The sequence below is a fragment of the Mesorhizobium sp. M5C.F.Ca.IN.020.32.2.1 genome (assembly GCF_004023105.1).
In the GTDB taxonomy this organism is placed as follows: domain Bacteria; phylum Pseudomonadota; class Alphaproteobacteria; order Rhizobiales; family Rhizobiaceae; genus Mesorhizobium; species Mesorhizobium wenxiniae.
In genome coordinates this window covers 1-5098 of sequence record NZ_RZSX01000456.1, presented here as the reverse complement: position 1 = coordinate 5098, position 5098 = coordinate 1, and the positions used below count along the sequence as shown (strand labels likewise).

General features: G+C 63.6%; 6 protein-coding genes. 1 reads left to right on the top strand and 5 read right to left on the bottom strand.

What is annotated here, in order from left to right; translation table 11 throughout:
- Nucleotides 1-196: FCD domain-containing protein (locus tag EOA86_RS21550; RefSeq protein WP_128343485.1), on the top strand; the 196-nt coding region annotated here is incomplete at its 5' end.
- 66 nt (nucleotides 197-262) lie between these two features.
- On the opposite strand, the gene EOA86_RS21545 is transcribed toward EOA86_RS21550, so the two are convergent.
- The 5 genes from EOA86_RS21545 to EOA86_RS21525 all read right to left on the bottom strand — a co-directional run.
- A complete protein-coding gene (locus EOA86_RS21545; RefSeq protein ID WP_128343483.1) occupies nucleotides 263-1690 on the bottom strand; it encodes an aldehyde dehydrogenase family protein in 1428 nt (475 codons plus the stop codon).
- Nucleotides 1691-1728: 38 nt separating this feature from the next.
- Complete coding sequence (locus EOA86_RS21540; RefSeq protein ID WP_127210336.1) at nucleotides 1729-2814, bottom strand: ABC transporter ATP-binding protein; 1086 nt, start codon at nucleotides 2812-2814, stop codon at nucleotides 1729-1731.
- Complete coding sequence (locus EOA86_RS21535) at nucleotides 2804-3412, bottom strand: cupin domain-containing protein (RefSeq protein WP_128343481.1); 609 nt, start codon at nucleotides 3410-3412, stop codon at nucleotides 2804-2806. The genes EOA86_RS21540 and EOA86_RS21535 overlap by 11 nt, the downstream gene beginning before the upstream one ends.
- A gap of 185 nt (nucleotides 3413-3597) precedes the next feature.
- Entirely contained in the window at nucleotides 3598-4668 is a 1071-nt protein-coding gene (locus EOA86_RS21530; protein ID WP_065010093.1) for an ABC transporter substrate-binding protein, read from the bottom strand.
- Nucleotides 4653-5098 (bottom strand): ABC transporter permease subunit (locus tag EOA86_RS21525; RefSeq protein WP_128343479.1); only part of this gene is annotated, 446 nt, incomplete at its 5' end. The genes EOA86_RS21525 and EOA86_RS21530, both read right to left, overlap by 16 nt.

Below are 5098 nucleotides of genomic sequence, written 5' to 3'. Positions count from 1 at the left end.
GCGCCGAACCGTGGTGTGGGGACGTCTTCGTTCAGAAGGCGCCCGCCCTCCGGCAGACCATCACAGCTTCGCGGACCATGAACGGATCGTCGAAGCGATAGCCGAGCGCGACCTCGGCGGCGCGGCCGCGGCGATGCGGCTGCATCTCCAACAGGTCGAGCGGCGTTTGATCCCCGTCCGCGAAGCCGCCGAATAGCTTGGCTTTGCCCACGCTACGCGCGCGCGTCCTTCTTGGACACGCGGCGCTGTTCGCAGTCTTGCGCTAGGCGCCGTAGCCGATGATGCCCTTGATCTCGAGGAAGTCATGGATCGCCCAGTCGGCATATTCGCGGCCATTACCCGACTGCTTGTAGCCGCCGAAGGGCGCGAATGTGTCCCACTTCGGATAGTTGATCGAGACCTGCCCGGCGCGCAAGCGGCCGGCGATCTTGCGTGCGTGGTCGATGTCCCCTGACTGCACATAGGCGGCGAGGCCATAGACGGTGTCGTTGGCAATCTTCACCGCGTCGTCATCGTCATCGTAGGACATGACCGAAAGCACCGGCCCAAAGATTTCTTCCCGCTCGATTGTCATGCCTGGTGTGACGTGGCCGAACACGGTCGGCCTGACATAGTAGCCGCGATTGAGGTGCTCCGGCCGGCCCGGACCTCCGGTGACCAGTGTCGCACCCTCGGCAATGCCGGCCTCGATCAGCCGCTGGATCTTGTCGAACTGGATGTTGCTGACCACCGGCCCGAGCTTGGTTTCTTCCGAGCGCGGATCGCCGACCTTGTGCGCCTCGGCTGCCTTCTTGGCGATCGCAAGCGCCTCGTCGTGGCGGCCGGCCGGCACCAGCATGCGCGTCGGAGCATCGCAGGATTGGCCGCTATTGCCGAAACAGGCGTTGACGCCCTTGCGCACGGCCTTCTCGAAATCGGCATCGGGCAGCACGATGTTGGCCGACTTGCCGCCGAGTTCCTGCGCGACGCGCTTGACCGTCTCGGCCGCTGTTTTGGCGACGATGATGCCGGCCCGGGTCGAACCGGTGAACGAGACCATGTCGACGTCGGGATGGCCGGCCATGACCTGTCCGACATCCGGACCGGTGCCGTTGACCATGTTGTAGACGCCCTTCGGCGTGCCGGCCGCTTCCATCACTTCCGAAAAGATGACGCCGCTGATCGGCGCGATCTCGGACGGCTTTAGCACGACCGTGCAGCCGGCGGCGATCGCCGGCGCCACCTTGCAGACGATCTGGTTGAGCGGCCAGTTCCACGGCGTGATCAGCGCGCAGACGCCGATCGGCTCCTTGACCACCATAGTGGTGCCGCGCTTCTCGCTGAATTCGTAATCCTCCAGCGCCTTGATGGTGGACTCCATATGCGCCCTGCCCGCCCAGGCCTGCGCCTCGCGCGCCCAGGTGATCGGCGCGCCCATCTCCTGGCTGACAGCCTGCGCGATGTCCTCGTAGCGCTCGTTGTAGACTTCCAGGATGCGCTTCAGCAGCTTCAGGCGCTCGGCCTTGCTGGTCTGCGAGAAGGCCGGAAAGGCCGCCTTCGCCGCTGCCACAGCGCGATCCACATCCGCCTTCCCACCGACAGAGATTTTCGTATAGGCCTCCTCGGTGGATGGATCGATCACATCCAGCGTTGCCGGCACTACGGGCGCGACCCATTTTCCGTCGATGAAGAAGTTCAGGTGATTGCTCATGGGTTATGCTCCGATTTTTTGGAAGGATGGGGATCAGATCAGCCGGGCAGCATAGGGCAGTTAGCGCCGCGGCGCAGGCTGATATGCGCCACATCGCCGACGCTGAATTGAAAACCTTCCGCCCGGCGTGGCGCATCGATCACCACTGGTATCCCCTGCGACAATTCGGCGTGCAGGCGCAGGGTGCGGCCGTGAAAGACGATGCTGCTCACCCGCACCGGCGCGGTGCCGGTCGCTGCTTCGGTCGTCGCTAAAAGATCCTCCGGACGCACACCGATGGTTCGCACCGCGCCTTCTCCGGGCGCTTCGCCGGTTTCCGACGTGGCTTCGAGCGGTAGGGCGCCGGCGCTGAAGCGCAATCGATCGCCGTCACGGCCGACAAAGCGCGACTGCAGAAGATTCATCGTGCCGATAAAACTGGCGACGAATTTTGTGGCGGGCCTGTCGTAGAGCGTGGCCGGCGGTGCGATCTGCTCGATGCGGCCCTTGTTCATGACGACGATGCGGTCGGAGATCGACAGCGCCTCGGTCTGGTCGTGGGTGACCATGACGAAAGTGGTGCCGAGCCGCGACTGCAGCCGCTTCAATTCGACCTGCATCTGTTCGCGCAGATGCGCGTCGAGCGCCGACAGCGGCTCGTCGAGCAACAGCACACGCGGTTCGCAGACAATCGCACGGGCGAGCGCGACGCGCTGGCGCTGGCCGCCCGACAATTCGAACACGCGGGCACCGAGCTTCTCGGCAAGGCCGACCATGTCGAGCGCTTCGCCGACGCGCTTTGCCTGTTCAGCCCCAGAAAGCTTGCGCAGCGACAGGCCAAAGCCGACATTTTCGGCAACGTCCATGTGCGGAAACAGCGCATAGTCCTGAAACACGGTGTTGACCGGCCGGTCGAACGGCCGCAGCGAAGTGATGTCACGGCCTTCGAGCAACACCCGTCCGCTCGATGGGCTTTCGAAACCGGCGATCACCCGCAGGCTGGTGGTTTTGCCGCAGCCGGAGGGCCCGAGCAAGGTCAGGAACTCGCCGCGGGCAATGTCGAGATCGACGGCGTCGAGACCGACGATGCCGCCGGGGAAAATCTTCGAGACCGCATCCAGCCGGACGAGAGGTTCAGGCGCCATCGCGAACCTCGGACGGCTTGGTCGTGTTGACCCAGAGAATCTGGCAGCGCTCGGCGCCCGGATTGCGGAAGGCATGCAATAAGGTGCTCTTGAAGGCGAAGCTGTCGCCGGTCTTCAGCCCATAGGTGGTTGAATCGACCACGAGTTCGACTTCGCCCGACAGGACGAAACCGAATTCGTGGCCGGGATGGGCGTAGGCTTCGACGGTGCCACCACCGGCGTCCACCGTCACCAGCATGCCGGTGAGCGTGGCGGCCGGCGGCGACAGCAGCGCCTTGGCGATGCCTTCAGATTTCACCGGGATCTGCCGACGGCTACTGGCCCGCACGCAATAGAGATCGTTGCCGGCACCGTTGCCGTCGGCGATCAGCGCCGACGGCTCGATATCGAGAGCGGCGGCAAGCGGCCAGATCACTTTGACGCGAAGCGAGGACAGGCCACGCTCGATCTGGCTGAGCGCCCCAATCGAAACGCCGGCCTTGGCGGCAAGCTCGGCCAGCGAAAGATTGCGTTCCAGCCTAAGCGCCCGCACGCGCCGGCCGACCCGCACGTCGGCGTCGTCTTTCGGCTTTTCAGCCGCTTCGTTCAGCATGTCCATGCATACTTCCTCGTTTGCCAACGCTTTCCCTTCTCCTCGTTGTGGGAGAAGGTGGCCGAGCGAAGCTCGGTCGGATGAGGGGTGTTCCAGCTTGGCAAACCCCGCATTCCGTCGAGCACCCCTCAACCGTCTCGACGCTACGCGCCGATCCACCTTCTCCCACAAGGGGAGAAGGAAGAGCGAACTCAGCCGCCTGCCTTGACCTTCTCGAACATCTTGGCGAGTTCGTCATTCTGCTTCATCGGCCCGGTGAAGACGGTGGTCTTCAGCATCACTTCCGGATCGGACGGCAGCTGCAGCTTTTCCAGCTCCTCCTTCGGCACCGCGGCGAAGGCCGAGCTGTTGGAGCTGCCGTAACCATAGGCCTGGATCAAGTATTTTCCCGAATCCGTCTCCAGCCGGCTGTTGATGAAGTCATAGGCGAGGTCGACATTCTTGGCGTCCTTGAGCATGACGAAGCCGCACGCCCAGGTCAGCATGCCTTCCCTAGGCTTCATGAACTCGACAGGCACGCCCTGCTTCTTGAGCGAGGTGGCCGACGCGTTCCAGGTCATGGCGGCGACAAGCTGGCCACTCGCCAGCGCCTGTTCGACCGAGGTCATGTCGGTGGTGTAGTTCGAGAGCAGCGGGCGCTGCTCGCGCAATTTTTCCGCGACCTTGTCCATCTGCTCTGGCGTCATGTCGAACGGATTGACGCCGGCGAGAAGCGCCGCCACCACCGGCGTGTCGTGGACGGCGTCGATCGTCGCCATGCGCCCGGCGTACTGCTTGTCCCACAAAAGGTTCCAGCTCGGTTCCGGGTTCTTCACCAGATCGGTGCGGTAGAGGATCGAGGTGTTGCCCCAGTCCCACGGCACCATCCAGACCTTGCCGTCGCCGGCCTGCAGGTCGGGCAGGTTCTTGAAGACCGGAAAGATCGAATCCCAGTTCTTGATGCGCTTGGTGTCGATCGGCTGCAGCAGGCCTTCCTTGTTCCAGCGCGCCACCTTGTCGTAGCACGGATGCGCGACATCAGGGCGGAAGCCGGCCTTGACCTTGGTGAAGGCGTCATCGTCGTCGCCGAACATCGAGGCCTCGACGCCATCGGGGTGTGCGGCGAGGAAGCTCTTGTTGAACTCGGGCAGTTCGTAGCCCGACCAGGTGAAATATTGCAACTTGTCGGCCGCAAGCGCGACGGTCGACGAAAGCGCCAACGCGAAGGCTGCCAATCCGGCTTGGACTGTCTTGCGATTTATCGATTTCAGGTCGAATGCCATTGCAGTTCTCCTCTTTCGGTTTCTTCTGGTTTGGACAGGTCGGCGGGCACCGGCCGTTGGGCGGCGGCGAGCCCGCGATGGCGCAGGATTTCGGCAATTGCCGCGATGACGAATGACACGGCCAGGATGGCCGTGCCCAGCGCCATGACGGTCGGCAGCGACTTGGGGAATCGCAGCTGGCTCCAGATGTAAAGCGGCAGCGTCGGCTCGGTGCCGGCGAGGAAGAAGGCGACGATGAACTCGTCGAAGGAGGTCAGGAAGGCCAGCATGAACGCTGACACAATGGCGGGCAGGCTGAGCGGCAGCATGACCCGTCTGAATGTCGTCCAATCGGAAGCGCCGAGATCGAGCGCGGCCTCGCGGATCGTCTTCGGGATAGCAGCGAAGCGGCTTTTCATGATCACCACCGTCGTCGGCAGCGCCACCAACA